Raw genomic sequence first — 26,776 nt, forward strand, 5'->3', positions numbered from 1 at the left:
ATTATGCGTCAGGATTATTTTTTTCTAGGGTATCTTTTAATTCTTCTTTTGCATCTTTGAGGTCAGCTTTAGCATCTTTTGCTTCTGCTTTCGCTGTTTGTTTTGCATCATTCGCGGTCTTATCTGCTTCATTCTTCAAATCAGCAGCGGCAGCTTTGCCTTCTTTCTTCGCATCGTCAACGATTGGTTTCGCTGCATCCGCACCATCTTTCACTGTGTCTTTCATGTCAGCAGCTGTTGATTTGGCATCTATGATGATATCTTGCAGCGTGTCATCCGCATCTTCTTTATCCGAAGCAGCAGCGGCTTTGACATCTTTCGCAGATTTTTTGAAACGCTCTGATAAGTCACCCGCTTGTTTTTTCAATTCTTCCACCGTATCACTGGATGTGTCAACTGATGCATCTTTCAAATCTTCGACTTTTCCTGTGAGTGAACCGGTAAAATCTGATGCTTGCTCGCTTAATTTACCAGCTGTGTCTTTCGCAATATCAACCAGATCAGCACTTTTTTCTTTCGCCAGATCACCATAATCTGATGCTTTATCTAAAAGATCGTCTGCCTGTTTGGCAAGTTTATTGCGTAACGTTTTACCTGACTCTGGCGCCAGCAAAAGTGCCGCAGCTGCAGCTGCTGTTCCGCCAATGATCGCTCCTAATAAAAATCCACCTTTTTTGCTCATGTAAAGTCCTCCTTTTATTTTTGGGTATTTTTGTCTTTAAAGAATTTCATCGCTGTTTGACCCACTTTGCCAGCCACAGTGGCTTTCGCTGTCGTACGGCCTAGGCTGCCCACCCGTGTGATCAAGTTTTTACCCGACACATTCAATTCGGATACACTGGTACTTAAATCTGCCACTGCGGTGAATAATGGATCGATGGTTGCGACTTTCCCGTTGACATCTTGCAAAAGCGCATTCGTTTTTACGAGTAGTCCTTCGACTTCCTTTGAAAGAATATCGACATCTTTGGTAATGACACGAATCGTGGTATTGGCTTCTTCCACCGTTTTGTCCACTTTGGTCATTGTTTTGCTTACTTGCATCAATAATCGTACAACAAAGACGACAAGTACGACAAATGCGATCGCTGCGATCAGTGCAGCAATTTCTCCTCCTGTCATAGAATGGCTCCTTCCCAATTTACTTATACTAAGAATAGCATTTTGAACCCTTTTCGACAAATAAAAGACAGTAATCAATCGAAATAATCCGCTTTCATTTCGTTTATATAAAACAGGGCTGTATCAGCCCTGTTTTGTATCTATGTTATTCTTTGGTTTTTGGCTTGTCTTGTTTTGCAGGTTGCGCTTTGACTTCTGAAGTTTCAGCAGCCAATTCTTTTCCTAAATCGATCAAATATTTTTTCAAATTGTCTTTGACCTCAGGATGTGTCAAACCGTATTCAATGCTGGTTTTCATAAAGCCGAACTTATCACCCACATCAAAACGTTTGCCTGTAAATTGACGGGCAAAGACACGTTGTGTTTTGTTGAGTGTATCAATGGCATCCGTCAATTGGATCTCATCGCCCGCACCCGGTGCTTGATTCGCTAAAATATCAAAAATTTCGGGCGTCAAAAGATAACGACCAATGATTGCTAAATCACTTGGTGCTTTATCTGGCGCAGGTTTTTCAACAAAATTCTTCACATTGTACAAACCTTTTCCTACTTGCATCCCAGGATCGATGATCCCATATTTAGAGGTATCTTCGTGGGGGACGTCCATCACAGCAATCGTTGATGCATGGGTCGTTTCATAATCATCGATCAATTGTTTGGTCAATGGGATGTCATCTTCCATCAAGTCATCCCCTAACATCACAACAAAGGGTTCATTGCCAACAAACGCACGGGCTTGCAGTACCGCATGTCCTAAGCCTTTGGGATGTGATTGACGAATAAAGTGTAAATTGACATCTGTGGTTTCTTCCACAAGTTTCAACAAGTCCGTCTTGCCTTTTTCTTTTAAATTCATTTCCAATTCTAAATTGGCATCGAAATGATCTTCGATTGGTCGTTTGGCTTTCCCAGTAACGATCAAAATATCTTCGATTCCAGATTGTAACGCTTCCTCTACAATAAATTGGATGGTCGGCTTATCAACGATCGGCAACATTTCTTTGGCCATCGCTTTGGTCGCTGGCAGGAAACGGGTCCCTAATCCGGCTGCTGGAATCACTGCTTTTTTTACTTTCATGTCATTCGCTCCTTTGTCCCATCAATAATGTCTTTACATTGTAAATTCGTTTTCTACTTTTCCATCTCGCAACATGATATCTTTGGCTGCTTGATGAATGTCTTTGCCTTCATAAAGAACGGAATAAATCGTTTCGGTGATTGGCATATCCACAGACAAAGCCTCTGCAAGTTCGCGGGCAGCTTTGGTGGTAGATACACCCTCGACGATCATGCCCATATTGTCTAACACTTCGTCTAAACTATGGCCTTTGCCAAGTAAATTGCCGGCACGCCAATTCCGTGAATGGACACTGGTACAAGTCACGATCAAATCGCCCACACCACTTAAACCGATGAACGTAAGCGGGTTGGCTCCCATCGCAACACCCAGTCGACTGATTTCAGCCAACCCGCGGGTCATGATCGCAGCTTTGGCATCATCACCAAAGCCAAGACCCGCAATCGCACCGGCACCGATCGCAATAATATTTTTTAAAGCCGCACCTGTTTCAACGCCGATCACATCATTGTTGGTATAAATACGGAAATAATCATTCATAAATAAATCTTGTACATATTTTGCTGATGCAGCAACTTCGCAAGCAGCAGTGATCGTTGTAATATCACGGACCGCCACTTCTTCTGCATGAGAAGGGCCTGAAAGCACGACAATGTCTTTCCGCTTATCGGTACTGATTTCTTCTGCCAAGACTTCTGAGATCCGTTTGTGGCTGCCTTGCTCCAATCCTTTGGATGCATGAATGATCATTGGTTGATTTTTGACAGTTGCAGTGAATTCTTGTGCCACTGCGCGAATCGCTTTTGTCGGTACCACAAACAAGACGGCGTCTGCATCTGTGATTGCTTCTGACATTTCTTTACAACCGACAATATTTTGCGGAAGCTTCAAATCAGGCAAATAATGACGATTTGTATGATAGTTGTTGATCTCATCGATTTGGGCTGGATTGTTGCCCCAAATCGTTACTTGATGTCCATTTTCAGAAAGGACCTTTGCCAGAGCAGTTCCCCATGAACCGGGGCCTAAAACGGCTATTTTTTGTTTCACTATGGAAACCTCCTCATAAAATTACTACAATTGATGCCACTCATTATTTTAGCATATTTCAACCAAAATAACTCTTAGATTAGAAATTGATTGTTTCCATAACCACGATTATAGTCTTTCAATGCTTGTTTTTTACGCCGCCAGATCAGCACAGCGATTGCCCCAATAAATAACAAAGCAGACAAAGCTTGCGACACGCGGATGTCACCAAACAAGTACAAGCTATCTGTTCGCATTCCTTCGATAAAGAAACGGCCAAAACCGTACCAAATCAAGTAGCCTAAAAAGACTTCTCCTTCTTTCAACAACCCTGTTTTTTTACGCAAAATGATCAATACAATAAACCCAAGTGTATTCCAGACCGATTCATATAAAAAAGTGGGTTGGCGATAGGCTTCATCGATATACATATTGTCAATGATAAACTTTGGCAAATGCAATCTTTCTAAGAAGGCGCGGCTGACTTCCTCACCATGGGCTTCATGGTTCATGAAGTTCCCCCAACGACCAATTCCTTGCGCCAACAATACGCTAGGTGCGGCAATATCCAAAAAAGTCCATGTCGAGATGAAATTGCGTCGGCAGAAAAAGTATAACCAGATCCCTCCCGCAATCAATGCACCGTAGATAGCGATCCCCCCGGAACGAATATTGAATATCTGTCCTGGATCATTCAAATAATAGGGAAGATCAAACATAATATAATACAAACGCGCACCAATGATCGACACCGGCAGCCCGATCAACATGAAATCTGTCACATCATCTGGTTTTAATCCTACTCGTACAGCCTCACGGGTGCTCAGCCACATCGCAATAATGACACCAGAAACGATGATGATGGCATACCAATAGATTGGCAAACCAAATAATTCAAAAGCCACACGATTTACTAAAGCTAACATCTACTTAACCCCTTTTAATTCCCAGAATTTTCTTCGATCAATTGTGTCAACCGATTCTCAAATGTTTTGGTTGCATCATAGCCCATTGTTTTAGCCCGGAAATTCATCGCCGCCACTTCAATGATGATGGCTACATTTCGCCCAGTCTTCACAGGGATCTTGATCTGCGGTACATCTACGCCGCCAATCTCTACGGTTGTATCATCCGTACCTAAACGATCATACTTTTTGTCTTTGGCCCATGCTTCTAAATAAACCGCAACTTGCACTTGCATGTAGCCTCGCACAGCACTAGCACCAAAAAGATTCATCACATCAATAATCCCGATCCCTCTGATCTCGATCAAATGCTGCAGGATCTTCGGTGGTTCACCAACTAATGTCAATTCATCCTGTTTATATACGTCCACTCGATCATCAGCAATCAAACGATGTCCACGCTTGATCAGTTCTAAGGCCGTTTCACTTTTACCAATACCGCTATCGCCTTGGATCAGCACGCCTAAGCCATATACATCCACTAAAACACCATGGACACTCGTTCTAGAGGCCAATCGCCCGTCTAAGAAACTAGAGAGTTCCCCTTGTAAGCGTGAAGTGGAGATGGGTGAACGCAGTAAGGCAATATTATTTTCCCGGCAAGCTTGGATCATTTCTGCTTGCACTTCCAAGCCTCTGGAAACAATAAATCCTGGTGTATCCTCTGCACACATTTTCCGCATGACCATCAGACGTTCTTCTGGCATCATCCGTTCAGCAAAGGTGATTTCTTTACTGCCAAATAACTGCAAACGATCGTGTGAATAATAATTAAAATAACCCGTCAATTCTAAACCAGGACGTGAGATATCACCGGTAAAAATCTCTCGCTCTAAACTGGTTTCATTGCCTTCGATGATTTCTAATTTTAACGCCTCAGCCAATGCACTGACTTTGACTGTTTCTGCCATTTGATTCCCTCTTTTCCAAACTGTTGTCTTTGTTCGCGTATGTAGATCACGCTATTCTTGTTCTATTTTATCATTGTATCAGAAAAGATACTACCTTCGCCTTCAACTGACCCTCATTCTTTTTTTTGATTTATGGTATGATTGTTCCAAGGAGGGGAAATAAATGAAATTTGCAGACTATAGCTATCAAAGACCAGATTTTCAGACTTACCAAGATACTTACACCCAAGCACTTCATGCCTTAAAGGAAGCGTCCTCTTTATCTTCAGCAAAAGAGGCCGTTGATACACTCAATCAATTAAGAGGGACCATCGATACGGCAGCGAATTTGGCATCGATTCGTTATTCGATCGATACCGATGATCACTTCTACGAAGCAGAAGATGACTTCTGGAATGACTATCAACCCCATTTCGAAGCACTAGATTTTCAATTTTATCAAGCGTTGTTGTCTTCACCTTTATTGAATGAATTAAAAGAACTATATCCAGAAACCTTGTTTCTTTTCGCAGAGAGTCGCGTCAAATTATTCGATGAATCATTGATCAGCCTTTTCCAAAAAGAAAACCAACTCGTCTCAGATTACGGAAAACTCATCGCTTCTGCTCAGATCGACTTCCAAGGCCAGACATATACACTGGCACAACTGCGCCCATTCACAGAAAACAAAGACCGTCAGATTCGTCTTGCTGCTTTCGAAAAGCAAACAGCTTTTTTTGCTGATCATGAAAGCCAATTCGATCAAATATACGACGACATGGTCAAAGTCAGAACTGAGATTGCGCAAAAATTAGGATTTAAAAATTACGTTGAATTTGCGGATACCCAAATGAATCGCTGGGATTATGACCGCAAGATGATTGAAACCTATCGACAAGAAATTCTAGAAAAAGTGGTCCCAATCACGCAAAAACTTTATCAAAGACAAGCAGAACGCAATCAACTTGAACATGCAACGTATGTCGATTTACCATTGGTATATCCAACAGGAAATGCTACACCAAAAGGTACCCCTGAAGAATTGGTCGAAAAGGCACGGATCATGTATCAAGAATTGTCGCCAGAAACTGGTGAATTCTTTGATTTTATGGTGACACATGATTTATTGGACCTGCTTAGCAAAACAGGCAAACAATCTGGCGGATACTGCACCTTCATCCAAGAGTATCAATCTCCTTTTATCTTCGCCAATTTTAATGGCACTTCAGGAGATGTCGATGTCTTGACGCATGAAGCCGGTCATGCCTTCCAAGCCTTTTCTTCCCGTTGGATCAAGGAGCCGGAAATATTATTTCCGAACTTTGAATCTTGCGAGATTCATTCTATGTCGATGGAGTTTATTGCCTGGCCATGGATGGAAAGCTTTTTTGAAGAAGAAACCGACAAATATAAGTTTGCCCACTTAGCGAGCAGTTTGCAATTCTTGCCTTACGGTGTCTTGGTGGATCATTTCCAACAAGAAGTCTATACGCACCCTGAATGGACAGCGGCGCAGCGAAAACAGTGTTGGCGTACTTTAGAAAAACAATACTGCCCTGAGCGGGACTACGCGGAAATGCCTGATTTAGAACGCGGCCTATACTGGTTCCGCCAAGGACATATTTTCCAATCACCATTCTATTATATCGACTACACACTGGCACAAGTCTGCGCTTTTCAATTCTGGTATCGATTTATTGTTGCTAAAGACGAAACGGCTTGGCAAGATTATCTAGCTATCTGTCAAGTGGGCGGTACGAAAACATTTCTTGAAATCTTATCGTTGGCACATTTACGTTCACCTTTTGAAAAAGGTGCTTTGGATGATACATTATCCGCAGTTGACCAATTTTTGGCCAATATTCCTGAATCACAATTAGCATAAAAAAAAGACGTTTTTGGCTTTCACATCGATACGATCGATGTGAGAAGTCAACACGTCTTTTAATTTGAGTATTTTTCAATATGATGTTCAGTGACTATCATATTAATGACTGACATAATCAAAGCAACCAAGATTGCTGCGCCAAATGAAGAGAAACCAAAACTTGCAGCGCCGACAAAATAAGAAGTCAGATTCAACATCAGTGCATTGATCACAAAGCTGAACAAACCAAATGTCAGGAGTGTCAATGGAAATGAGATCACCGTCAATATCGGCTTGATCAGTCCATTGAGGATCGATAGCACAAAACTAGCGATCACTGCAGTCAGAATACTTTGCACATGAACCATATTGGGCAATAGCACTGCCAATGCCACAAATGTCAAAGTATTCATGATCAATCGTTGAAAATAAGACACTAGAAGTCACTCCAGTCCTCATCCTCTACCTTTTCCGCTTGTTTGCGGGGACGACTTTTTTCTTTGTCATTGTTCTTTTGGTAATATTGGTTGTCATGGCCATAGCCATTCGTACTTTTACGTCCTGAAGGGATCAAGATTGCCAAAATGACATATAGCGTGATGCCAGGAAATGCTGCAGTCACTAAAGATAGAAAGACATAGATCACGCGAACGATGGTTGGATCGATGCCCAAGTATTCTGCTAGTCCACCTAAAGTACCTGTTATCACAACATTGTTGGTTGATTTTGTTAATTTTTTGTTCATTTATCTACACCTTCCTTCTTCGTTTCGATGATCGACTAGAGAGCTGTTTTTATTTGTCCGTGTCTTTGATGAACACGTTACCAGTCGTTGTGGATAGATCGATTTGTGCGACTTTGTCAGCAACCCGACGAAATTGCAGCAATTGATTCAAGCGTTCTTTCTTTTCACGAACGATTTCTGCATCCATCAAACGGTTGTTGATACTGCCTAAGCTTGTCTTGGCAAGTCCTTCAAAACCGATACCATCTGGTAAAGCGACTTTGACATTGCCATTGACTGAACTGGCATTTAATTTTTGCAGTGTGTTGTCTTTAAAAGTTACACGAATATTCCCGTTGACCAATGAGATGCCCGTATTTTGCGGTGTCGCCGTTAACGTCACATCTCCGTTGACCGTTTCGATGATCGCATCTAAAATATCGCCTTCGCGCACTGTGATCGTGCCATTGACACCTTCGATCTCCAGCATTGATGCATTGACTTGACGAAAATCGATATTGCCATTTGTTGATTTCGTATATACATCTTTTGCATCTAAATCATTGAAGGTCACATTGCCGTTCAATAGTTTGACTGCGACATGATCATACGTCCGTTTTGGCAAGTAAAAGTCTAGGTCTGCTCTGATCCGTTTGTTAGGGATTTGGAACGAAATACGTTCGTCATCCACATCGATTTGACTTCTTGCTTCAAAAGCATCAAAGGGTTCTGCAGCTTCCATTTTACCATATAGTTTGATTTTCGCATCCACTTTTACGCCTGGACCTTCCCAAGTTGCAAAAGTGACGTTCCCATTGGCCAACTTGACATCGATCAAAGTGGCGTCTGTTTCTTCATACGTAAATGTATGTTCGAATTTTGTTGCTGCGACGCCTGGGACTTTCAAATTGATATCTTTCCATTCCATGTTTTCATTGACAGATTCAGTGACCGTCCGCATGGTTTTTTTCAAAAATTTTCCAAAGTGACTACCTGCGTCAACCATTTTTTCACTCACTTGATTAATGGTATCGGTCGCTTGTTCTTTCCAGTCTTCTGGGATATCTAATTTTTGCGTGATTTTTTCTTTTGTTTGTGACCATTGGTCTTTGCGTATATTTTTCAGTTTTGCATCTAAGGCCGCTTTTTCTTCAGTCAATGCATCTAAAGACTCTTCCAGTCCTGCGATCGTTGCTTCAGCTTCTTGTCTTGATGCCAATTCATCTTCAGATAATTGATCCAATTCTTCTTTGGTATTCAATTGCATCAATGTTTCTTGTGCTTCTTTCAACGCTTCTTTCAAGCCTGCGATTTCAACATTGATCTCATCTAATTCAGCGGATGCTTGATTGGCATCAGTGGCTAAACTGTCTAAGATTTTTTCTAGATTTTCTTTGTCTTGCGCTTCGTTTTGACGTAGTTTTTCTTCGCCATCAAAGTCCTCGGTATCTATCGTTGTTGGTTCAACTTCCTCAAAAATATCAGTTGTCTTATCAGCGGTCACTTCAGCTGCAGCTTTATTGATTTGCTTTTCATCTTTGTCTTTTGCCATACTTTCCAGTAAATCTAAGGCTTCTTCTGTAGAAAGCACACCTTTTTTTACTAGATCCAAAATACGTTCTCTTTCGTTCATGGAAATTGCCTCCTTCAGCAAATGTGTGATTGCATGTTTAGCTTACGAACCTATTATGCCTTTTTTGCGGATACATGTCATAGGTCTTAAGTACCAACTTTCGCTCAATCTGCGGTATGGGTCGGTTTAGAAGGGACAAGATCTTCCTTGATCCCAAATGTTCGCTATCTTTACATTACCAAAAAAAAGAAACACTGTCATCGACAATGTTCCTTCTGAACGCTTATATGCGCAATCAAATCATTTCTGTTCGATTGGTATTCAATTCACTGATTTTTCCTGTGGCTAAGTAAACGATCCATTCACAAATATTGGTCACATAATCACCGATTCGTTCTAAATATTGCGCCACTGAGAGGTAGTCCGTTCCGCTCACCACGGTTTCCGGATTGGCTTTCATGCTCTCGATCGTTTGGTAATAAATATCACGATAGTATTCGTTTACCCGCTCGTCCATTTGGGCGATCATCCGGGCATCATCTTGGTCCGTTTTGACATAAGCAACCAAAACGTTATCCACCATTTTTTTGACATAATCAGACATATCGGAAATTTCTTTCTCGATTTCTGCGATTCTAGTTTCCCCTTTGACACGAATCGTTGATTTGGCAATGGAAACTGCATGGTCACCCATTCGCTCTAAGTCGGAGCTGGCTTTCATGACTGTGATGATCATCCGCAGATCTGTTGTGACCGGCTGTTGCAAGGCGATCATCTCAAAACTTTTCTTTTCTAAACGGATCTCCATATTGTTGATTGCCTCATCATTTTCAATCACTTCACGGGCAATCTCTTTATCATGTTTGACATACGCCCGGACTGATTTATGGATCGCGTTGCTGACCAACATCCCCATTTCATAAAACTGATTATGCAGATTCAGTAATTCTTCTTCAAATTGTGTACGCAACATCCCTTTTCCTCCTATCCGAATCTTCCTGAGATATAATCTTCTGTTTCTTTTTTGCTTGGACTTAAGAAAACTTTTTTGGTGTCATTAAATTCAATCAAATTACCGTCTAAAAAGAAGGCTGTTTTGTCAGAGATTCTAGAAGCTTGCGACATGTTGTGGGTGACGATGATCATTGTATAACGATCTTTTAACGCCAATAAGGTATTCTCGATTTTACCTGAAGAGATTGGATCTAATGCACTTGTCGGCTCATCCAACAAAATAATCTCAGGATCCACGGCAAGCACCCGGGCAATACATACCCGCTGTTGCTGCCCACCAGAGAGGGACAACGCACTTTGATGGAGTTTGTCTTTGACATCTTCCCACACTGACGCTGCTTTCAAGCTTTCTTCCACAGTTTTGTCCAATAGCTCTTTATCTTTGACACCTTTTAATTTTAACCCATAAATGACGTTTTCGTAAATCGAAAAAGGAAATGGATTTGGCTGCTGGAAGACCATGCCGATTTCTTTTCTTAAATCAACGATGTCTTGCTTTGGACTATAGATATCTTTGCCTTTATAGACGACACTTCCTGTGATGGTGACACCAGGAATCAAATCGTTCATCCGATTCAATGAGCGCAGGTAAGTCGACTTACCGCAACCAGACGGCCCAATCATCGCAGTGATCTCTCCTTTATTGATTGAAAGATCGATCCCTTTCAAGGCCTCTTTTTTTCCATAATATAAATGCAGATCTTTTGATGTAATGATTTCTTCTGCCATTGCTTTGCCTCCGTTTACTGATCGGATCTGATTAGCCAAAGTGACCTGATACATAATCTTCTGTTGCTTTGATTTTAGGACGAGTAAAGACTTTTCTCGTTTCATCGTATTCGATGGCATTCCCTAAGTAAAAGAATGCTGTATAATCACTGATCCGTGCTGCTTGCTGCATGTTATGGGTCACGATGATGATCGAATAATCGTTCTTCAAATTGACCAGCGTTTCTTCCACAGTACCTGTAGAAATCGGATCTAATGCGCTGGCAGGTTCATCCAGCAATAGGATATCTGGTTTCATCGCAATTGCGCGGGCGATACATAAGCGTTGTTGTTGTCCCCCAGATAGTGCCAACGCACTTTTATCTAAACTGTCTTTGACTTGATCCCACAATGCTGCTTGTTTCAAGCTTGTTTCCACTGCTTCATCTAATTTCTTTTTGTTGCGTTCTCCATGCCGTTTCAAAGCAAAGGTGATATTGTCGTAGATCGATTTGCTGAAAGGATTCGGACGTTGGAAGACCATACCGATCCGCTTGCGCATTTCGTAGACATCCACTTCTTTGGTATTGACGTCGACTTCTTTATACATGATCTTGCCAGTAACTTTCGTGTTGGCAATGCCATCATTCATTCGGTTCAAGGAACGCAGATAGGTAGATTTACCACATCCTGAAGGCCCAATCAATGCAGTGATTTTGTTTTTTTCAAATTGCAGATCGATCCCTTTGATGGCTTCATTGGTGCCATACCAAACATGTAGATCTTCAGTATACAATGCGATATCTTCAGGTCGATCAAATGTGATGATATTGCGCTCATCCCAATTATAATCATTCATACTGTTATGCTCCTTATGCCGACGTCATTTTGCGATACAATCGTTTGCCAATTGCACGAGCGCCAAAGTTGAATAGTAATACTGCGATAATCAACACAGCTGAAGCCCCTGCTGAGACTTGAACGCCATCTGGCATCGTACCTTCTGTATTGATTTTCCAAATGTGAACAGCCAATGTTTCTGCTTGTCGAAAAATACTGATTGGACTGGATACACTCAAAGGGTTCCAGTTGGTGAAATCTAATGCTGGCGCGCTTTGGCCAGCGGTATAAATCAAGGCAGCTGCTTCCCCAAAGATCCGTCCGGAACTCAATATCACACCTGTTAAAATTCCTGGTGTCGCTTCGGGCACAACGATACGGGTCACTGTTTCCCAGCGAGAAAGTCCCAAGGACAATCCTGCTTCACGTTGTGTATAGTGGATGGCTTGTAAGGATTCTTCTACATTTCTCGTCAGAAGAGGCAAATTGAAGAACGTAAGTGCCAACGCACCAGAAATGATCGAAAAGCCATAGCCAAATTGGATGACAAAAATCAAGAAACCAAACAAACCGACAACGACTGAAGGCAACGAACTTAGAATCTCAATGGATGTCCGGATAACATCCGTCACCCAATTCTTCTTTGCATATTCTGATAAGTAGATACCCGCGCCCAAAGAAATAGGAAAACTGATCACCATTGTCACAAACAATAAATAAATGGAGTTAAAAAGCTGAATCCCAATACCGCCGCCTTCTTGATAGGCTTTAGAAGGAGAAGTCAGAAACTCCCAGCTGATATGCGGCAACCCTCTGACCAGGATATAAAGCAAAAGCGAAGCCAAAATCAATACAATGATTCCTGCAACTGCATACAAGACGCCTGTTGCAATTTTATCTGAACGTTTTGCATTCATTATTTCAAGGCTCCTTTCTTACCAATCAACCGAATCACAACGTTAAATAGCAAGGACATCAACAATAGAATCAATGCCAACGACCATAGCACGTTGTTTTGGACAGTGCCCATAATTGTATTCCCAATCCCCATTGTTAAGATCGAAGTCAATGTGGACGCCGGCGTAACCAAACTTGTCGGCAGCAAGGCAGCATTCCCGATGACCATTTGGATCGCCAAAGCTTCCCCGAAAGCCCGCGCCATGCCGAAGACGACAGCAGTCAAAATACCAGGTACAGCCGCACGAAGGACGACTTTGTATATCGTTTGCCAGCGTGTGGCGCCCAACGCTAAGGATGCTTCACGATAGTGCCGTGGCACCGAACGTAAGGCATCAACAGTCATCGTAGTCACCGTTGGCAAAATCATGATGAATAGCACGAATGTCCCAGCCAAAATACCAAATCCGGTACCGCCAAAAACAGAACGTACTGCAGGTACCACCACAGATAAACCTATAAACCCATACACAACAGATGGAATACCGACTAACAGCTCGATCACCGGTTGTAAAATCTTCTCCCCATTTTTAGGTGAGATTTCTACCATAAAGACTGCAGCACCAATTGCAAATGGTGTCGCAACGATGGCTGAAAGGAATGTGACAACAAATGATCCGACGATCATTGGCAAAGCCCCAACGAGCGGCTGGCCATCTGCACCTACAGCACTTGGATTCCATTCTGTCCCAAATAAAAAGTCAAAGACATTGACTTTATCAACGAAGAAGGTTGCCAAACCACGGCTAGCTACAAAGTAAAAAATCGATATGACGACCAAAACAATCAATGCAATACATAAAAAGCTGATGATTTTGCCCCGTTGTTCCATTTTGGCACGTTTCGATTTTTTGGTTAACACTTCTTTTACATTTTCCACGAGGGATTCCTCCTCAAAAATCAAACTGAATTCACAACCATTAGTTTATCGCTTGAACATCAATTTCACATAAAGCTTCTGTAAATTTTGTGTAAAGATTAGTTGACAATATTTCCTTCCCAATCTCGTTCCACTTGCATCGCCGAAATAGAAATGTAGCCTAAATCACCAACAATATTTTCTTGCACTTCATCAGACAGCATAAATGCCAAAAACTCTGCTGTTAATTCAGTTGGCTCGCCTTTTGTATACATATGCTCATAGGCCCATACTTTCCATTCATTGGTTGTAACATTTTCATCTGTTGGCGCTACCCCGTCGATTGATAAAACGTTGACTTCATCTGTCACATAAGAAAATGCGACATAACTAATGGCACCTGGTGTATCCGAGACAATGGAGCGAACCATCCCGCTTGAATCTTGTTCTTGAGAAGCAATCGCTGTCTCTCCATCCATAATCCATTTTTCAAAGGTACTTCTTGTGCCGCTCCCAGAGGCGCGGTTCAGGATCACGATCGGCACATCATTGCCGCCTAGTTCTTGCCAATTGGTGATTTTTCCGAGAAAAATATTCTTTAGGTCTTCGGTTGAGATATCGGTAATACCGACCCCTTTATTGACGATTGGCGTGATCCCAACTACTGCTACACGATGATCGACCAATGCATCTGCATCGATACCATCTTTTTCTTCTGCAAATAGATCAGAATTGCCGATTTCGACAGCACCCGCTTGCACTTGACTCAATCCTGTCCCACTTCCGCCCCCTTGGACATTGATAAACTTGCCAGGATTTTCATTCTGGAATTCCTCTGCGACCGTTTCCACCAAAGGTTGTAAAGCCGAAGAACCGACAGCTGTGATGGATTCACCACGATCAGCCCAACTCGCACAACCTGATAATAGAATAACTAGCCCGATGACAGGACCTAATAATTTACTTTTTTTCATCATAACGCTCCTTGTTCTCTGTGAGAATAAATAATTATCAAACCAATTATTTCCATTTTACCATTTCTTCAATTTAATGAGAATTATTATTTGCTATTTTTTCGACACCATCGGTTTTCAGTTTTTTTAATCCAATTTCACTTCAATATAAAAATAACGAAATAAATTAATAATCTACATTTATTTCGAAAGGTAAATACGTGCATGATAGTTCTAATATATGCTATACTATCTTAGAAAACGATTGTAAAAGAACACTACATTTATTTTTGCTTCCCCAATATCAAGCATTTTTATGTTATGTTCAATGTTTTCGTCCATTCACCGACATTTCCCCAAAATGTGTGTTGAGTGAAAACAGCAGAAGAAGCATTCATGCTTCCTCTGCTGTCTTTTTTTATTCTTCTAAAGACGACAACCACGCTGCCATCTTGTCAACGATGATTTGCTGCTGTTCTTCGTTGGTTAAACTTGTTTGTTCTTCGCCTCTTTGTTCTCCATAGGTACCGAACCCTGCATGAGTCCCTAAATCAATTTCTTGATAAAGCGTCGTTTCAGGCAAATAAGTTTTTGCGGATTGCCAATTCTCATGGTTAACGATTTGATCCTGACTGCCAATCAATGACAGAACAGGCAGATCACTTTTAGCAAGGGAGCCTTTTTCATCAGGGTAGCTGGCGAAGAAAAACACACCGGCTAAGGTTTGCTCAGATCCGTCCCCCTCATTGGCCGCGAATCGACTAGCCATGACCCCGCCCAATGAATGTCCTCCTATCACATAGGAGGTTTGCGCCACCTCATCTAAGACATTTGCGGCACGATTGCCGCCCAGCACTGCCAAATCAAAGGGCATCTTGACGATTGCCACAGCATAACCTTGTGCTGCTACACCAGAAGCCCAGACACTATAACTTTCAGCATCGACCAATGCGCCGGGATAAAAAATGACGAGCGGCTTTGCCTCATCTCCGGCAAAATAAAGAAAATCTCCTTTGTCTTCTGCTTTTTCTACAGCTTGTATTGCTTCGTCAACTGGTGGGTAATGAATATTTTGCCAACCAAACCATCCGCCGATCCCTATAATGATGCACGCGGTTATCACACCAATCAAGATTTTATTTCTTTTTTTCACAATTGTCCTCCTTATAAAAAAAGAACCTGGCTACATCAGTTTTTTTAGTTGAATCGAACCAACCGATGTGTCCATGTCCTACTATTTTTTGTTGATTATTGATGTGCTTGCGACAATAACTCTCTCGCATGTTCTACAGTCAAATCTGTGATTTCCGCCCCAGATAACATCCGAGCAATCTCAGTTACGCGTTCTTGCTGCGCCAATTTACGGACATGGGTTTCTGTTCGTCCGTCTTGAATGGCTTTTTCGATGAAGTATTGGTTATCAGCTACTGCAGCGACTTGAGGTAGATGGGTGATACATAAGACTTGCGAATGAGCCGCTATCTTGGCAATTTTCTCTGCGATTGCTTGAGCAACTCGACCACTGACGCCAGTATCCACTTCATCGAATACAATACTCGTAATGCCTTGTTTGCGAGAAAAGATCGATTTCAAGGCGAGCAGGATGCGCGAGAGTTCGCCGCCTGAGGCTACGCGAACCAAAGGCTTCAACCCTTCCCCTGGATTGGTCGTCAAATAAAACTCAACCACATCAAATCCATTGGCTGTTAGTTGTTTGCTGTTATTGGCAAATCGCACGTCAAACTGGGCATGTTCCATATAAAGTTCTTTTAATTCTTGAACGATTTCTTTTTCTAAGCGATGCGCAGCTTCTCTGCGTTTCACATGAAGTTCTTCTGCCAGTTGCCACACTTCGTCTGCTTTTTGCGCCAATTCTGCCTCTAATTGCTCTAATTGACCTTCAGTATAAGCAGACTCACTGATTTCTTTGCTGATACTGTCATAATAAGCCAGAATGACTGGGATCGATTCACCATATTTGCGTTTTAATTGACGAATCGTTTCAAGGCGAGAGAGCACTTCTTCCAAACGTCCTTCATCTAGCTCAAGATTGTCGGCTTGCCGTGAAATATCGGCCGCTGCATCTTGCAGCAAGTAGTAGGCGCTTTGGATCGTTTCGCTGATTTTTTCATAAGCAGGATCTAAATGGGCGATCCCTTGGACTTCTGTCAGTGCCAGGCTCACTCCATCCACACTATTGGCTTCTTCGGCGGACAAGGCAGCATAACTCTGACTTAATGCATCAACGATTTTTTGATAGTTGATCAATTTTTCCCGCTCATCCACCAGTTGCGCTTCCTCATCTTCTACCAGCGCTGCTTGTGCGATTTCTTCTTGTTGAAATTGCAGCATATCCATCCGCTGCACATATAATTGTTCATTTTCTTGGATCGTACGCACTTGATTTTCTAATGCGCGATAAGATTGATAGGCCTCTCTATACATTGCCAATTCAGTTTTGAACTGCTCATCTCCAAAACCATCTAATAAAGACAAATGTTTTTCAGGCTGCAGCAATTCTTGGTGTTCATTTTGTCCTTGGATATCGACCAAAAAAAGCCCAATCTGTCTAAGTACGGATAAGGTGACCGTCCGTCCATTGACACGACAAAGATTCTTGCCAGACTGTGTAAAATCCCGCTGCACGATCAACACTTCTTCTTCATCGATACCGAGTTCTTCTGCCAACAAATGAAATTCAGGTTGCAATGGCCATTCAAAAATACCTTCTAAGCGACATTTATCTGCGCCTTGACGCAAATAATCACTCGACCCGCGGCCGCCTGCCAATAAGCCCATGGCATCGATAATGATCGATTTCCCGGCACCTGTTTCCCCGGTAAGTGCTGTCATCCCTTCATGAAACGAAAGGTGCAGATTTGAAATGATCGCAAAATTTTGGATTGAAAGTTCTAATAACATTTCTGCCACTCCCCTGTGCTTCAGATATATCTTTGAAAATCTTTGAACAAACGATCCGTATCTTCTTCGGTTCTGGTGATCATCAGGACATTGTCATCATCATTTAGTGTAGCAAACAATTCTTTGACATATTGTTTCTCTATCAAATTAGCCAGCGCCGAAGCATTACCTGGCAATGTTTTGAGGATAACAAATTTATCCATTCGATCGATTGAAACAAAAGCAGTTTTTAATATTTTGTCTAATTTGCCATATACATCTTCCGTTGTTTCTTGGGGAATGCTGTATCGATAGCCGCCACTTTGCGCAGGTACTTTCACGAGTTTTAATTCTTTGATATCTCGTGATATGGTTGCTTGTGTCACTGAAACGCCGCGTTCTTGCAATAATCCAACAAAGTCTTCCTGTTTTTGAACATCTTGTTCGTTAAGCAGTCTGGTAATCAGGCGATGCCGTTCTCTTTTTCTCATCTTTTGTTCCTCCTGAATGAATTCCTATTAATTTTATCCTATTTTGGCTCAGAAAGAAAGAGAGCTGACACCTTAAATGTCCACTCTCTTGGATTGATTATTTCGAATGATGGAATGTTTCGTGGGCTTGTGCGACAACGCCCGGTATATCGATCCCATCAGTCTTGCCCATCGTATCCGATTTACGCAAATGCACGATAAATTCAATGTTGCCTTCACCGCCAGTGATTGGCGAAAAGCTTAGATCTAGCACATCAAATTTCGTTTCGGCCGCAAATGAGATAATTTCCTCTACTACGCGCTGATGCGTTGCGGGATCTCGTACGATCCCATTCTTACCAACTGACTCTTTACCTGCTTCAAATTGCGGTTTGATCAATGCCATCACATCACCGCCAGTCACCAAAATCTCATAAAGCGGCGGCAAGATAAGTTTTAAGGAAATAAATGAAACATCGATCGTCGCCACTTCTGGCAATCCTTCAAGGAAATCCGTCGATTTTGCATAGCGGAAGTTGACCCGTTCCATCACGATCACCCGCTCATCTTGCCGCAGCTTCCATGCCAGCTGATTGTACCCGACATCTAGTGCATAACTCTTGGCTGCGCCATTTTGCAAGGCAGCATCTGTAAACCCACCGGTAGAAGCACCGATATCTAAAAGGATTTTGTCTTGCACATTCAAGTCAAAAATCTTGAGGGCTTTTTCCAATTTGAGGCCCCCTCTAGATACATAAGGGAGTTTTTTCCCTTTGATCTGCAATAAGGTATCGGCGGCGATCTTTTCTCCTGGCTTATCTAAGCGCTCATTATTGCTTTCTTTATAAACCAAACCAGCCATCACACCACGTTTTGCTTGCTCTCTTGTTTCAAACAGACCTTGTTGGACTGCTAATACATCTACTCGTTCTTTTTTCATTGGTTTTCTTCAACCTCAAATCGTTCAATAAAAGCGGAAAGTACAGTCGGATCAAATTGCCCATATGCGCTTAGATGCGCCAAAATTTGCTGAGCCAGTGCCAATTCTTTTGTTAACTCAGCTTTGGCTCCTTCCAGACCCAACAGTGCTGGATAGGTGCTTTTCGCTAATGCATCATCACGATGGACAACTTTCCCAAGCGCCTCTGTCGTACTGATGACATCTAAAAGATCATCACGTATCTGGAAAGCCAAGCCGATATGCTGTGCGAACTGATCCAATTCCTGAAGTACGGTTTCTGATTGATTGGCTAAAACGCCCCCCGCCACTACGGCAAAACGAATCAGTTCTCCCGTCTTCCGAGCATGGATTGCCATCAATTCATCTAATGTCAGTGTTTGGTTTTCGCCTTGGATGTCCGCTGCTTGTCCCGCAACCATGCCTTTGGTACCAGCCGATTGACTCAACTGTTGCAACAAAAGGATTTTTTTGTCGGCTTCGATATCTGCCATCGACAATAGTTGAAATGCCGCGGTCAATAAACCGTCACCAGCCAAAATCGCCAATGCTTCGCCATATACGACATGATTGGTCGGTTTGCCTCTGCGGAGATCATCATCGTCCATAGCGGGAAGATCATCGTGGATCAGGGAATACGTATGGATCATTTCCAAAGCTGCCGCACATTGATACACTGGTAAATCAATTGGCTTGTCAAAGGCGGCTACTGTCGCAACCAGCAGCAAAGGCCTGATTCGCTTGCCGCCAGCATGGATCGAGTATAGCATACTCTCAGCAAGGCGAGGATCACTGGTCTGTTCGGTGACGAAACGCACCATGACCTCTTCGATATGTGGGGCTTGTTCATTGGTGAATCTTGTTAACTTGCTCATTGACCCGCCTCATCAAAAACGACTTCCTCATTTGCATCAGTCATCATTTTTGTTAATGCCTTCTCTGCATTGCTCAAGGTATCTTTACATTGCTTGCTCAAGATCATCCCTTGTTGAAAAGCGGTCAGCGCTTCTTCCAGAGGGACATCCCCTTGTTCCAAACGAGTAACGATTTGTTCTAATTCTTGTAATGATTCTTCAAATGTTGGATTTGCCATTTTCTTCTCCTTCAATCGTAATTACTTCAACTTCTGCTCGACCGTCTTGATAATGGATCTGTAATCGATCGCCCGTTGTCAGGTCCGCAGCCGATCGTACCACTTGCGCTTGTTTGGTCGTATAGGTATAACCTCGACCCATGATTTTTAGTGGGCTCAATAAATCCAGGGATTGGATGGCTTGCAACAACCGATTTTCTTTCGCCGCATAGGTATCCTGCATACTTTTACTCAAACGTTGTGAGAGATAGGCAACTTCTTGTTGTGCAGACTTGATGCGGTTTTGCAGTTGTTGCTGCTCTAAACGGTGAATGACTTGCCTTGCTTGTTTGTCTTTGTCGAAAAGCATCGATTGCAGCCCTTGATTCATACGTTGCTGCAATTGATCCAGCTTGATCGATTGGGCTTCATATAGGCGTTCCGGCTGTCGAAAGACGTAAGAACCGATGGCTCGTTGATACCGTTCTTGTTTGCGCTGGATCTGATGCATAAAAGCTTGCGATAAGCGTGCTTGCTTTTCTTCGATCCGCAAGATTTCTTCTGCCAATACCGGCACCGCCAATTCAGCTGCTGCTGTCGGTGTTGCTGCCCGAACATCTGCCACCAAGTCAGCGATCGTCGTGTCTGTTTCATGACCAACTGATGAGATGATCGGTGTTTTTGCGGCAAAGATAGCCCGCGCTACCCGTTCTTCATTGAAAGGCCATAAGTCTTCGATCGACCCGCCGCCGCGCCCGATGATCATCGTATCAAATTGTCCATCTGCTTCCACACGGGCAATATTTTTAACCACATCATCTGCTGCTTTGCTGCCTTGTACAACAGTTGGAAACAAAACGATTTCTGCGATTGGATAACGCCTTTGGGTGGTTGTGATAATGTCGCGGATCACTGCACCGCTGGGACTTGTTAAGACAGCGATTCGCTTTGGATAGCGCGGTAATTGCTGCTTCGGCGCAGTGAACAACCCTTCGATTGACAGTTTTTGCTTTAATTGTTCATAAGCTTGATACAATGCGCCTACACCGTCGGGTTCCATGTGTTCGATCATCATCTGATAGTTGCCGCTGGCCTCATATAAGGTGATGCGGCCGACAGCCATGACTTTCATGCCTTCTTCAGGTTGGAACTTTAATTTATCAAAGGCACCTTTGAACATGACCACCGATATTTTGGCTCCGTCATCTTTTAAACTGAAATATTGATGATTGGGTCGCCGACGGAAATTAGAGATCTCCCCCGTCAAATAGACCCGCTCTAAATAGGGATCTGCATCAAATTTGCGTTTTAAATATTTGGTCAAGGCCGTGACTGTGAGATATTCTTGTGCCATTTAAATTTTTCATTGCTCCTTTGCTGCTTCAATGGTTTGTGCCATCAGCATCGTGATCGTCATAGGTCCTACACCCCGAGGAACAGGCGTGATATAACTGGCGATTGGCTCTACTTCGTCAAATTTCACATCACCGATCAGTTTGCCTTGGTCATCACGATTCATGCCGACATCAATCACGACCGCACCCTCTTTGACAAATTCTTTCGTGACAAAATGACCGCGCCCGATAGCGACAACCAAAATATCGGCTTGTTTTGCCAATGCTGGCAAATCCTTTGTGCGAGAATGGGCGATCGTGACTGTGGCATTCTCAGCCAACAGCAGATGCGCCATCGGTTTACCGACGATATTACTGCGGCCGATCACTAAGGCATTTTTGCCTTCAAGTTCAATGCCATAAGCGGCGAACATCTTCATGATACCATAAGGCGTACACGGAATTCGATCAGGTACACCAGCAAATAGTTTCCCGAGGTTCATCGGATGGAATCCATCGACATCTTTTTCTGGTTTGATTGCTAAAAGGACTTTTTCTTCATTGATATGTTTAGGTAAAGGCAGTTGGACTAATATTCCGTGAAAAGCCTCATCAAGATTATATTTTTCTATTTCACGCAATAATTCTTCTTCACTGATTGTTTCAGAATAACGGGCTACCTGAGAGTGGATGCCAATTTTTGTTGCAGCCAGTTCTTTGTTTTTGACATAGGTTTGACTGGCTTTGTCTTCGCCTACGAGCAATACGACTAACCCTGGTGTAATGCCTTGTTCTTTCAACCCAGCTGTTTCTGTTTTCAATTCACTTTGCATCTTATCTGCTAATTCTTTTCCATTGATCAATGTAGCCATTCTGACAATTCCTCCAACCTGATAAACCATCATTTTATTTGAATTCATCAAAAGACTGCAGCCTGATGGACTGAAGACTTTATGCTATCTATCATAGCATTTTCTGAAAAGAAAAACATCGTTAAATGTTTGATAATTGAATAAAGAACCTCTCAAATCGACAGGCTCTCTAGACAAGACATTTATTTTACAAAAAGCGCATTTATTCTAAATCATTCGTGACGTTTCTCAACGACATCGGCGCTGCAAATGTATGGTAATTCAATCCGCTGATTGTCAACTTTTGAAGGACTGAGTTTTGATTTTGACTAAGTACGATCATTCCAGCCGTATTTTCCATCAATTCTTTTTCAGCCGCAATCATTGATTGCCAGCGTTTTTCTGGTTCTAAAGCATAAGTGAATCGAGCTTCATCGAGTAAGCGATCGTATTCAGGGTTTGAATAATGCCGATTGTTGCCACTATACATCATTTTCAACGTCGAATAGGGGTCCTGATAATCTGGCGTCCAATAAATCAAAAACAGATCATAATCACTTTCACTAGCTGTATTTAAAGCAACTTCTGCTGGCATTGAACGCATCGTGACCGTCAAACCATCAAAAAGATCCTCCAATGCCCATTGTAAACTTTCACCCATTTTTTTATATCCACTGTCGTCTGTTGTCAGCAAATCGAGGGTAATTGACTCTCCTAGCTCTTCTTGTGCCCGTTGCCAAAAAGATAATGCCTGCTCAGGATCATATTGCATCAGAGATCCCGCTTCCGAGCGAAAATCTTCCCCAGATTTAGGATTACGCACAAATCCTTCTGTGATGGCACCATCTAATGGCTTAGAACCATCGGCCATAATATTAGTGATCAAATTATCTTTATCAATACCTAATGCCAATGCTTTTCGGAGGTTCTCATTTGCTAAGGGTGTTGCTTGTCCTCTTCTTTGTTGATTTAGACGGATATAATCCATTGTTGCTGCGGGATAGCTTTGGAACGTCTCACTGTTATGCATCTGCTTAGCGATCTCACCTGTTACTATTGCCACATCCAATTGATCATCCTCAAAAAGATTCAACGCAGTCGATGTTTCTTTAATAACCTGAAAATGGATCTCTTCGGTTGGAATTGTTGAATGGTTCCAATAAGCAGGATTCTTTTTCAAACGCCAGTCCATTTGCGATTGCTGCCAATCTTCTACAATGAAAGGACCATTGAATACAATACTTTCACTGTTGGTACCATAGTCAGATCCGAAAGTTTCAACCACTTCTCTGTTTTGAGGAAAGAAAATTGGGAATACCATTAAAGACGTAAAATACTGTGCTGGATTGGTCAACTTGACTTCCAAGAGGTTAGTATCGATGGCGCGAACACCCAATGTCTCTGGATCCATTTCACCAGTTGCGATCTCCGAAGCATTTTCAATTAAGTCGTGCATCAAAAAATTGTACAAAAATCCATTTTCGGGATCAATCATTCTTTTCCAAGCATATTCAAAATCAGCTGCTGTTACCGCATCACCATTGCTCCATTTGGCGTTTTCTCTGAGGGTGAATGTGTAGGTTTTACCATCAGCCGAAATATCAGGTAAATCACTGGCAACGCCTGGTTGGACCTCATCATTTTCATCTAGAAAATACAAACCTTCAAAGGATGCATTCTGAATGATCGCATCAGGAAAATCTAACATTGCCGCTGGATCCAACGAAGTCAACTCGCTTAAAGACATCATGCGAATGATGTGCTCCCCATTTACATCGTTTGAATTTTCTGGATTTTCTCCTCCGCATGCAGAAAGTATGGTAACAATACATATAATCAGCAAAGCAACATACCTATTTTTACTTTTCATGGTGATCACCTTCCTTCACCTCATTTGTGTAGGTCGAATCAACAAGTATCCAGATGAGTTCTGCGGTCTCTTGGCTATCATTATAATTTTTGTGCCCTTCCCCAGCCGCTATTAACTGGAAATCTCCTTCTTTACCAACAATATCTTGCCCATCTTCTAGTACTGTATGCGCCTGACCTTTGATGACATAAGAATATTCATCTTGATCGTGTCTGGAGAAGCCGTGTTCCGGAATATGTTCTCCTGGCAATAAAGTAATATAACCCATTGTTACAGTTGTGTTCGGTTGATTCTTTGTTGTAAAAATTGTTTGCAACCCAGTTTGTTCACTTTTCCCTTTGATAATCATTTATCCACTTCCTTTTTTTGTTCTTATCCAATTAAAACTTTAAGAACACAAAAAGTCAACTTTTTGTTCAATTTTAATAAAATAATATACCATATAAGATAAATAATAGCGAAAATTACATTTCTTAATTAAATTGTATTCATAAAAAAACACCTTGATATCTCTATCAAGGTGTTTCATCATTATTCTTTCGTTTTATCTTCAGCAGACAATTCTTGATTGACTGTCGACAAAATACCATTGACAAATTTCCGTGATTGATCGTCACTGAAGGTTTTGGCAAGTTCGATGGCTTCATTAAGAGCCACTCGATTAGGTACGTTGTCCACATAGGTCATTTCATACAATGCAATACGTAAGATCGTCACATCCATTTTGGATAGACGTTGGATCTTCCAGCCGGTTTTCAAATGGCTTTGGATCACTTGATCCAATTCTTCCTTATAATGACATACACCAACCACCAATTGATCCAAATAGGCAGGAACAAAATGTTCTTGTTCTTCATCGATCAATTCATGATGTTCTAACTCAATGGCGTGTCTGATTGCATCTTGTTTGGTTAAATCTTTGTTGAAGTCTAGTGGGAATAATGCTTGTAACGCCATTTTCCGAATGTCATGTCTTGATAATTCTTTACTCATTTTCTTCCTCATCGTTTCCGAATAATTCTTCGATATCTGGTAAATCCACTTTTTCTGGTACGACAGCGACAACATGGACATTGACCTCAGTTAACTGTACATCTGTCATAAATAAGACTTGCTGTTTCACGCGCTCTTGAATCTCCATCGCCACTTTAGGAACAGAAACACCATAAGTCATGTAGCTGTAAAGATCGACTTTGATCCCTGTTTCATCGATTGTCAGGTAAACACCTTTACCATGGGCTGCACGGCCCAAAAGCTCAGTCACGCTGTTGGCGAATGTACCACGCATGCCATAGACACCGTCTACTTTAGAAGCTGCGATACCAATAATGATCTCGATGACTTCAGGCGCGATCACGATTTCACCCAATTCAGGACTAGCGTCTAAGACTAGATTTTTATCTTCGTTCATCTGTTTTGCCTCCATTTTTGAACATCTGCTGAAATGAGCAACGCAACTTCACGCTTCATTTGTTGACGAAACATGCTTGATTGCCATTTGCGCTTTGCAGAGAGGTTTATTCTCGTTTTTAGTTTATCATTTTCTCAGCGGATAATCTATAATAACCCACTTTTCTCAATGAATTTCCTGTTCACAAGCGAGTCAGATTATAAGATGATCAATTCTTTTGGCGCGTGGGTCAATACTTTATTGCCTGTTTCAGTGATCAGTAAGTCATCTTCGATTCGGACACCGCCAATTCCTGGCAAGTAAATACCCGGTTCGTCCGTGATCACATTACCGACGACAAACGGTTTATCTGCTCTGAATGACACATTTGGCCCTTCGTGGATCTCTAAACCAATGCCATGACCAGTTGAATGACCAAAGGCTTCCCCGTAGCCATAAGAAGCGATATGATCCCGGGCAACACCATCTAATTCGATACCTGTCATCCCAGGTTTCGCTGCAGCCAACACTTTTTCTTGTGCTTCTAATACGATTTTATAGATATCCTTTAATTGATCGCCAGGATCGCCTACGGCAAAAGTTCTAGTCATGTCCGATACATATCCTTGATAGTAACAGCCAAAATCAAGGGTAATCAAATCACCTTGTTCAATGACTTTTTCACTAGCTACGCCATGAGGCATTGCTGAGCGTAATCCGCTGGCAACGATCGTATCAAAGGATACACTTGTCGCACCTAATGAACGCATGAAGAAATCTAATTGATTGGCCACTTCGATCTCTGTCATTCCTGGGCGAACCATTTTAAGAATATGCTCAAATCCTTGATCAGCAATATGGCAAGCTTGTTGAATCAACGCAATCTCTGATTCATCTTTGACTTCCCGTAAATTTTCGATCATGCCTGAAATTGGGGCCAATGAAGATTCTTCAACCAAGTCTTCCAACACTGAATAATCAGAGAAACTGACGTAACTTTCTTCAAAGGCCAGAACATTGATTTCTTCATTTTTGCAGATAGTTGCTACTTCATCGAAGATTGGCCCACTATTTTTCACGATCTCAAAGCCCACAGCTTGTGTCGCTGCTTGTTCTGTATAACGGAAGTCCGTCACAAAAAATGCTTTGTTCAAGGTAATGACTGCCAGACCAGTGGTCCCAGTAAAATTCGTCAAGTACCGCAGATTATATGGACTTGTGATCAAAAAGCCATCGATAGACTCTTTGCGCATTGCTTCTCTTAACTTCTCAACTCTTAACATATATTTTCCAACCTTTCTTTTACACTTCTTGTTTATTATAGCAAACTTCAAGAAAAAGCGGAAAGAAT

General features: G+C 42.1%; 29 protein-coding genes. 1 reads left to right on the forward strand and 28 read right to left on the reverse strand.

Annotated features, from left to right (window positions below; translation table 11 throughout):
- Window position 1: 1 nt before the first annotated feature.
- The 6 genes from AEQ18_RS01905 to hprK form a co-directional block, all read right to left on the reverse strand.
- Window positions 2-682 (reverse strand): YtxH domain-containing protein, encoded by a 681-nt coding sequence (locus AEQ18_RS01905; protein WP_054114681.1) that lies wholly within the window; start codon window positions 680-682, stop codon window positions 2-4.
- A 14-nt stretch (window positions 683-696) separates the two neighbouring features.
- Window positions 697-1,122, reverse strand: a complete 426-nt coding sequence (locus AEQ18_RS01910) for a DUF948 domain-containing protein (RefSeq protein WP_054114682.1) — start codon at window positions 1,120-1,122, stop codon at window positions 697-699.
- 145 nt (window positions 1,123-1,267) lie between these two features.
- On the reverse strand, window positions 1,268-2,200 hold the full coding sequence (galU, locus tag AEQ18_RS01915) for a UTP--glucose-1-phosphate uridylyltransferase GalU (RefSeq protein ID WP_054114683.1): 933 nt from the start codon (window positions 2,198-2,200) through the stop codon (window positions 1,268-1,270).
- Window positions 2,201-2,233: 33 nt separating this feature from the next.
- Window positions 2,234-3,250, reverse strand: coding sequence for an NAD(P)H-dependent glycerol-3-phosphate dehydrogenase (locus tag AEQ18_RS01920; protein ID WP_054114684.1), 1,017 nt, complete (start codon window positions 3,248-3,250; stop codon window positions 2,234-2,236).
- A gap of 74 nt (window positions 3,251-3,324) precedes the next feature.
- A complete protein-coding gene (lgt, locus tag AEQ18_RS01925; protein WP_054114685.1) occupies window positions 3,325-4,155 on the reverse strand; it encodes a prolipoprotein diacylglyceryl transferase in 831 nt (276 codons plus the stop codon).
- 14 nt (window positions 4,156-4,169) lie between these two features.
- A complete protein-coding gene (hprK, locus tag AEQ18_RS01930) occupies window positions 4,170-5,105 on the reverse strand; it encodes an HPr(Ser) kinase/phosphatase (protein ID WP_054114686.1) in 936 nt (311 codons plus the stop codon).
- Between the two features lie 163 nt (window positions 5,106-5,268).
- Here hprK and AEQ18_RS01935 point away from each other — a divergent pair, with 163 nt between their 5' ends.
- Window positions 5,269-6,969, forward strand: coding sequence for a M3 family oligoendopeptidase (locus AEQ18_RS01935; RefSeq protein WP_054114687.1), 1,701 nt, complete (start codon window positions 5,269-5,271; stop codon window positions 6,967-6,969).
- 59 nt (window positions 6,970-7,028) lie between these two features.
- Here AEQ18_RS01935 and AEQ18_RS01940 read toward each other — a convergent pair whose 3' ends face one another.
- From AEQ18_RS01940 to AEQ18_RS02045, 22 genes are all read right to left on the reverse strand, one after another.
- Entirely contained in the window at window positions 7,029-7,388 is a 360-nt protein-coding gene (locus tag AEQ18_RS01940) for a phage holin family protein (RefSeq protein WP_054114688.1), read from the reverse strand.
- The gene (locus tag AEQ18_RS01945) at window positions 7,388-7,696 is read right to left on the reverse strand and encodes a PspC domain-containing protein (protein ID WP_054114689.1); all 309 of its coding nucleotides are present in this window, start codon (window positions 7,694-7,696) and stop codon (window positions 7,388-7,390) included. Before AEQ18_RS01945 ends, AEQ18_RS01940 begins: the two co-directional genes overlap by 1 nt.
- 49 nt (window positions 7,697-7,745) lie before the next feature.
- Complete coding sequence (gene liaX, locus AEQ18_RS01950) at window positions 7,746-9,308, reverse strand: daptomycin-sensing surface protein LiaX (RefSeq protein WP_054114690.1); 1,563 nt, start codon at window positions 9,306-9,308, stop codon at window positions 7,746-7,748.
- Window positions 9,309-9,543: 235 nt separating this feature from the next.
- Complete coding sequence (gene phoU, locus AEQ18_RS01955) at window positions 9,544-10,221, reverse strand: phosphate signaling complex protein PhoU (RefSeq protein ID WP_054114691.1); 678 nt, start codon at window positions 10,219-10,221, stop codon at window positions 9,544-9,546.
- A gap of 11 nt (window positions 10,222-10,232) precedes the next feature.
- Window positions 10,233-10,991, reverse strand: a complete 759-nt coding sequence (gene pstB / locus AEQ18_RS01960; RefSeq protein ID WP_054114692.1) for a phosphate ABC transporter ATP-binding protein PstB — start codon at window positions 10,989-10,991, stop codon at window positions 10,233-10,235.
- Window positions 10,992-11,022: 31 nt separating this feature from the next.
- Window positions 11,023-11,829 (reverse strand): phosphate ABC transporter ATP-binding protein PstB, encoded by an 807-nt coding sequence (gene pstB, locus AEQ18_RS01965; RefSeq protein WP_054114693.1) that lies wholly within the window; start codon window positions 11,827-11,829, stop codon window positions 11,023-11,025.
- 13 nt (window positions 11,830-11,842) lie between these two features.
- Window positions 11,843-12,727: a phosphate ABC transporter permease PstA gene (pstA, locus tag AEQ18_RS01970; protein WP_054114694.1), complete on the reverse strand. Its 885-nt coding sequence runs from the start codon at window positions 12,725-12,727 to the stop codon at window positions 11,843-11,845.
- Entirely contained in the window at window positions 12,727-13,647 is a 921-nt protein-coding gene (pstC, locus tag AEQ18_RS01975; protein WP_054114695.1) for a phosphate ABC transporter permease subunit PstC, read from the reverse strand. The genes pstA and pstC overlap by 1 nt, the downstream gene beginning before the upstream one ends.
- Before the next feature lie 98 nt (window positions 13,648-13,745).
- Window positions 13,746-14,600 carry a phosphate ABC transporter substrate-binding protein PstS family protein gene (locus AEQ18_RS01980; RefSeq protein ID WP_054114696.1) on the reverse strand — a complete coding sequence of 285 codons (855 nt, stop codon included), beginning with the start codon at window positions 14,598-14,600 and terminating at the stop codon, window positions 13,746-13,748.
- 397 nt (window positions 14,601-14,997) lie between these two features.
- Window positions 14,998-15,732 carry an alpha/beta hydrolase gene (locus AEQ18_RS01985; RefSeq protein WP_054114697.1) on the reverse strand — a complete coding sequence of 245 codons (735 nt, stop codon included), beginning with the start codon at window positions 15,730-15,732 and terminating at the stop codon, window positions 14,998-15,000.
- Window positions 15,733-15,827: 95 nt separating this feature from the next.
- Entirely contained in the window at window positions 15,828-17,501 is a 1,674-nt protein-coding gene (gene recN, locus AEQ18_RS01990) for a DNA repair protein RecN (protein ID WP_054114698.1), read from the reverse strand.
- A gap of 20 nt (window positions 17,502-17,521) precedes the next feature.
- The gene (locus AEQ18_RS01995) at window positions 17,522-17,971 is read right to left on the reverse strand and encodes an arginine repressor (protein WP_054114699.1); all 450 of its coding nucleotides are present in this window, start codon (window positions 17,969-17,971) and stop codon (window positions 17,522-17,524) included.
- A gap of 97 nt (window positions 17,972-18,068) precedes the next feature.
- Window positions 18,069-18,890: a TlyA family RNA methyltransferase gene (locus AEQ18_RS02000; protein WP_054114700.1), complete on the reverse strand. Its 822-nt coding sequence runs from the start codon at window positions 18,888-18,890 to the stop codon at window positions 18,069-18,071.
- Window positions 18,887-19,783, reverse strand: coding sequence for a polyprenyl synthetase family protein (locus tag AEQ18_RS02005; RefSeq protein WP_054114701.1), 897 nt, complete (start codon window positions 19,781-19,783; stop codon window positions 18,887-18,889). Before AEQ18_RS02005 ends, AEQ18_RS02000 begins: the two co-directional genes overlap by 4 nt.
- On the reverse strand, window positions 19,780-20,001 hold the full coding sequence (locus AEQ18_RS02010; protein WP_054114702.1) for an exodeoxyribonuclease VII small subunit: 222 nt from the start codon (window positions 19,999-20,001) through the stop codon (window positions 19,780-19,782). Before AEQ18_RS02010 ends, AEQ18_RS02005 begins: the two co-directional genes overlap by 4 nt.
- The gene (gene xseA, locus AEQ18_RS02015; protein ID WP_054114703.1) at window positions 19,982-21,334 is read right to left on the reverse strand and encodes an exodeoxyribonuclease VII large subunit; all 1,353 of its coding nucleotides are present in this window, start codon (window positions 21,332-21,334) and stop codon (window positions 19,982-19,984) included. Before xseA ends, AEQ18_RS02010 begins: the two co-directional genes overlap by 20 nt.
- A 9-nt stretch (window positions 21,335-21,343) precedes the next feature.
- Window positions 21,344-22,186, reverse strand: coding sequence for a bifunctional methylenetetrahydrofolate dehydrogenase/methenyltetrahydrofolate cyclohydrolase (locus AEQ18_RS02020; RefSeq protein WP_054114704.1), 843 nt, complete (start codon window positions 22,184-22,186; stop codon window positions 21,344-21,346).
- A gap of 202 nt (window positions 22,187-22,388) precedes the next feature.
- On the reverse strand, window positions 22,389-24,035 hold the full coding sequence (locus AEQ18_RS02025; protein WP_054114705.1) for a peptide ABC transporter substrate-binding protein: 1,647 nt from the start codon (window positions 24,033-24,035) through the stop codon (window positions 22,389-22,391).
- Window positions 24,025-24,384, reverse strand: a complete 360-nt coding sequence (locus tag AEQ18_RS02030; protein WP_054114706.1) for a cupin domain-containing protein — start codon at window positions 24,382-24,384, stop codon at window positions 24,025-24,027. The genes AEQ18_RS02025 and AEQ18_RS02030 overlap by 11 nt, the downstream gene beginning before the upstream one ends.
- 182 nt (window positions 24,385-24,566) lie before the next feature.
- Window positions 24,567-25,028: a transcription antitermination factor NusB gene (nusB, locus tag AEQ18_RS02035; RefSeq protein ID WP_054114707.1), complete on the reverse strand. Its 462-nt coding sequence runs from the start codon at window positions 25,026-25,028 to the stop codon at window positions 24,567-24,569.
- Window positions 25,021-25,446, reverse strand: coding sequence for an Asp23/Gls24 family envelope stress response protein (locus AEQ18_RS02040; protein ID WP_054114708.1), 426 nt, complete (start codon window positions 25,444-25,446; stop codon window positions 25,021-25,023). The genes nusB and AEQ18_RS02040 overlap by 8 nt, the downstream gene beginning before the upstream one ends.
- 197 nt (window positions 25,447-25,643) lie before the next feature.
- Window positions 25,644-26,708, reverse strand: a complete 1,065-nt coding sequence (locus AEQ18_RS02045) for a M24 family metallopeptidase (protein ID WP_054114709.1) — start codon at window positions 26,706-26,708, stop codon at window positions 25,644-25,646.
- Window positions 26,709-26,776: the final 68 nt, after the last annotated feature.

This window comes from Enterococcus sp. RIT-PI-f (genome assembly GCF_001297065.1).
Classification (GTDB): Bacteria; Bacillota; Bacilli; order Lactobacillales; family Enterococcaceae; genus Enterococcus_D.

Coding starts and splice junctions, on each gene's coding strand:
- AEQ18_RS02045 (WP_054114709.1), bottom strand. CDS start 26,708: ATGTTAAGAGTTGAGAAGTTAAGAGAAGCAATGCGCAAAGAGTCTATC.
- pstB (WP_054114693.1), bottom strand. CDS start 11,829: ATGAATGATTATAATTGGGATGAGCGCAATATCATCACATTTGATCGA.
- phoU (WP_054114691.1), bottom strand. CDS start 10,221: ATGTTGCGTACACAATTTGAAGAAGAATTACTGAATCTGCATAATCAG.
- AEQ18_RS02000 (WP_054114700.1), bottom strand. CDS start 18,890: ATGAAAAAAGAACGAGTAGATGTATTAGCAGTCCAACAAGGTCTGTTT.
- AEQ18_RS02040 (WP_054114708.1), bottom strand. CDS start 25,446: ATGAACGAAGATAAAAATCTAGTCTTAGACGCTAGTCCTGAATTGGGT.
- AEQ18_RS02005 (WP_054114701.1), bottom strand. CDS start 19,783: ATGAGCAAGTTAACAAGATTCACCAATGAACAAGCCCCACATATCGAA.
- hprK (WP_054114686.1), bottom strand. CDS start 5,105: ATGGCAGAAACAGTCAAAGTCAGTGCATTGGCTGAGGCGTTAAAATTA.
- xseA (WP_054114703.1), bottom strand. CDS start 21,334: ATGGCACAAGAATATCTCACAGTCACGGCCTTGACCAAATATTTAAAA.
- AEQ18_RS02025 (WP_054114705.1), bottom strand. CDS start 24,035: ATGAAAAGTAAAAATAGGTATGTTGCTTTGCTGATTATATGTATTGTT.
- AEQ18_RS01905 (WP_054114681.1), bottom strand. CDS start 682: ATGAGCAAAAAAGGTGGATTTTTATTAGGAGCGATCATTGGCGGAACA.
- nusB (WP_054114707.1), bottom strand. CDS start 25,028: ATGAGTAAAGAATTATCAAGACATGACATTCGGAAAATGGCGTTACAA.
- AEQ18_RS01980 (WP_054114696.1), bottom strand. CDS start 14,600: ATGAAAAAAAGTAAATTATTAGGTCCTGTCATCGGGCTAGTTATTCTA.
- AEQ18_RS02030 (WP_054114706.1), bottom strand. CDS start 24,384: ATGATTATCAAAGGGAAAAGTGAACAAACTGGGTTGCAAACAATTTTT.
- pstA (WP_054114694.1), bottom strand. CDS start 12,727: ATGAATGCAAAACGTTCAGATAAAATTGCAACAGGCGTCTTGTATGCA.
- AEQ18_RS02010 (WP_054114702.1), bottom strand. CDS start 20,001: ATGGCAAATCCAACATTTGAAGAATCATTACAAGAATTAGAACAAATC.
- AEQ18_RS01945 (WP_054114689.1), bottom strand. CDS start 7,696: ATGAACAAAAAATTAACAAAATCAACCAACAATGTTGTGATAACAGGT.
- AEQ18_RS01935 (WP_054114687.1), top strand. CDS start 5,269: ATGAAATTTGCAGACTATAGCTATCAAAGACCAGATTTTCAGACTTAC.
- lgt (WP_054114685.1), bottom strand. CDS start 4,155: ATGTTAGCTTTAGTAAATCGTGTGGCTTTTGAATTATTTGGTTTGCCA.
- recN (WP_054114698.1), bottom strand. CDS start 17,501: ATGTTATTAGAACTTTCAATCCAAAATTTTGCGATCATTTCAAATCTG.
- galU (WP_054114683.1), bottom strand. CDS start 2,200: ATGAAAGTAAAAAAAGCAGTGATTCCAGCAGCCGGATTAGGGACCCGT.
- AEQ18_RS01910 (WP_054114682.1), bottom strand. CDS start 1,122: ATGACAGGAGGAGAAATTGCTGCACTGATCGCAGCGATCGCATTTGTC.
- AEQ18_RS02020 (WP_054114704.1), bottom strand. CDS start 22,186: ATGGCTACATTGATCAATGGAAAAGAATTAGCAGATAAGATGCAAAGT.
- liaX (WP_054114690.1), bottom strand. CDS start 9,308: ATGAACGAAAGAGAACGTATTTTGGATCTAGTAAAAAAAGGTGTGCTT.
- AEQ18_RS01995 (WP_054114699.1), bottom strand. CDS start 17,971: ATGAGAAAAAGAGAACGGCATCGCCTGATTACCAGACTGCTTAACGAA.
- pstB (WP_054114692.1), bottom strand. CDS start 10,991: ATGGCAGAAGAAATCATTACATCAAAAGATCTGCATTTATATTATGGA.